Here is a 289-nt window from a genome sequence, read left to right as displayed (position 1 = left end):
TGTCCCTTTGGCTTCCACCACACCTGTATAGGCTGGGTTCTCTGGTTGAACAGGGGCTTCGCCGACATGGCCTTCTTCTTGTGTCCCTTTGGCTTCCACCACACCTGTATAGGTTGGGTTCTCCGGTTGAACAGGGGCTTCGCCAACATGGCCTTCTTCTTGTGTCCCCTTGGCTTCCACCACACCTGTATAGGTTGAGTTCTCCGGTTGAATAGGGGCTTCGCCAACATGGCCTTCTTCTTGTGTCCCTTTGGCTTCCACCACACCTGTATAGGCTGGGTTCTCTGGT

General features: G+C 54.3%; 1 protein-coding gene. It reads right to left on the bottom strand.

Going from position 1 to position 289, the window contains the following annotated elements; translation table 11 throughout:
• On the bottom strand, positions 1–289 hold a 289-nt coding region (locus tag ADI76_RS06320), incomplete at both ends, for a hypothetical protein (RefSeq protein ID WP_049515166.1).

This window comes from Streptococcus parasanguinis, assembly GCF_001074805.1.
In the GTDB taxonomy this organism is placed as follows: Bacteria; Bacillota; Bacilli; order Lactobacillales; family Streptococcaceae; genus Streptococcus; species Streptococcus parasanguinis_A.
This window is presented reverse-complemented; position numbering and strand designations above follow the sequence as displayed.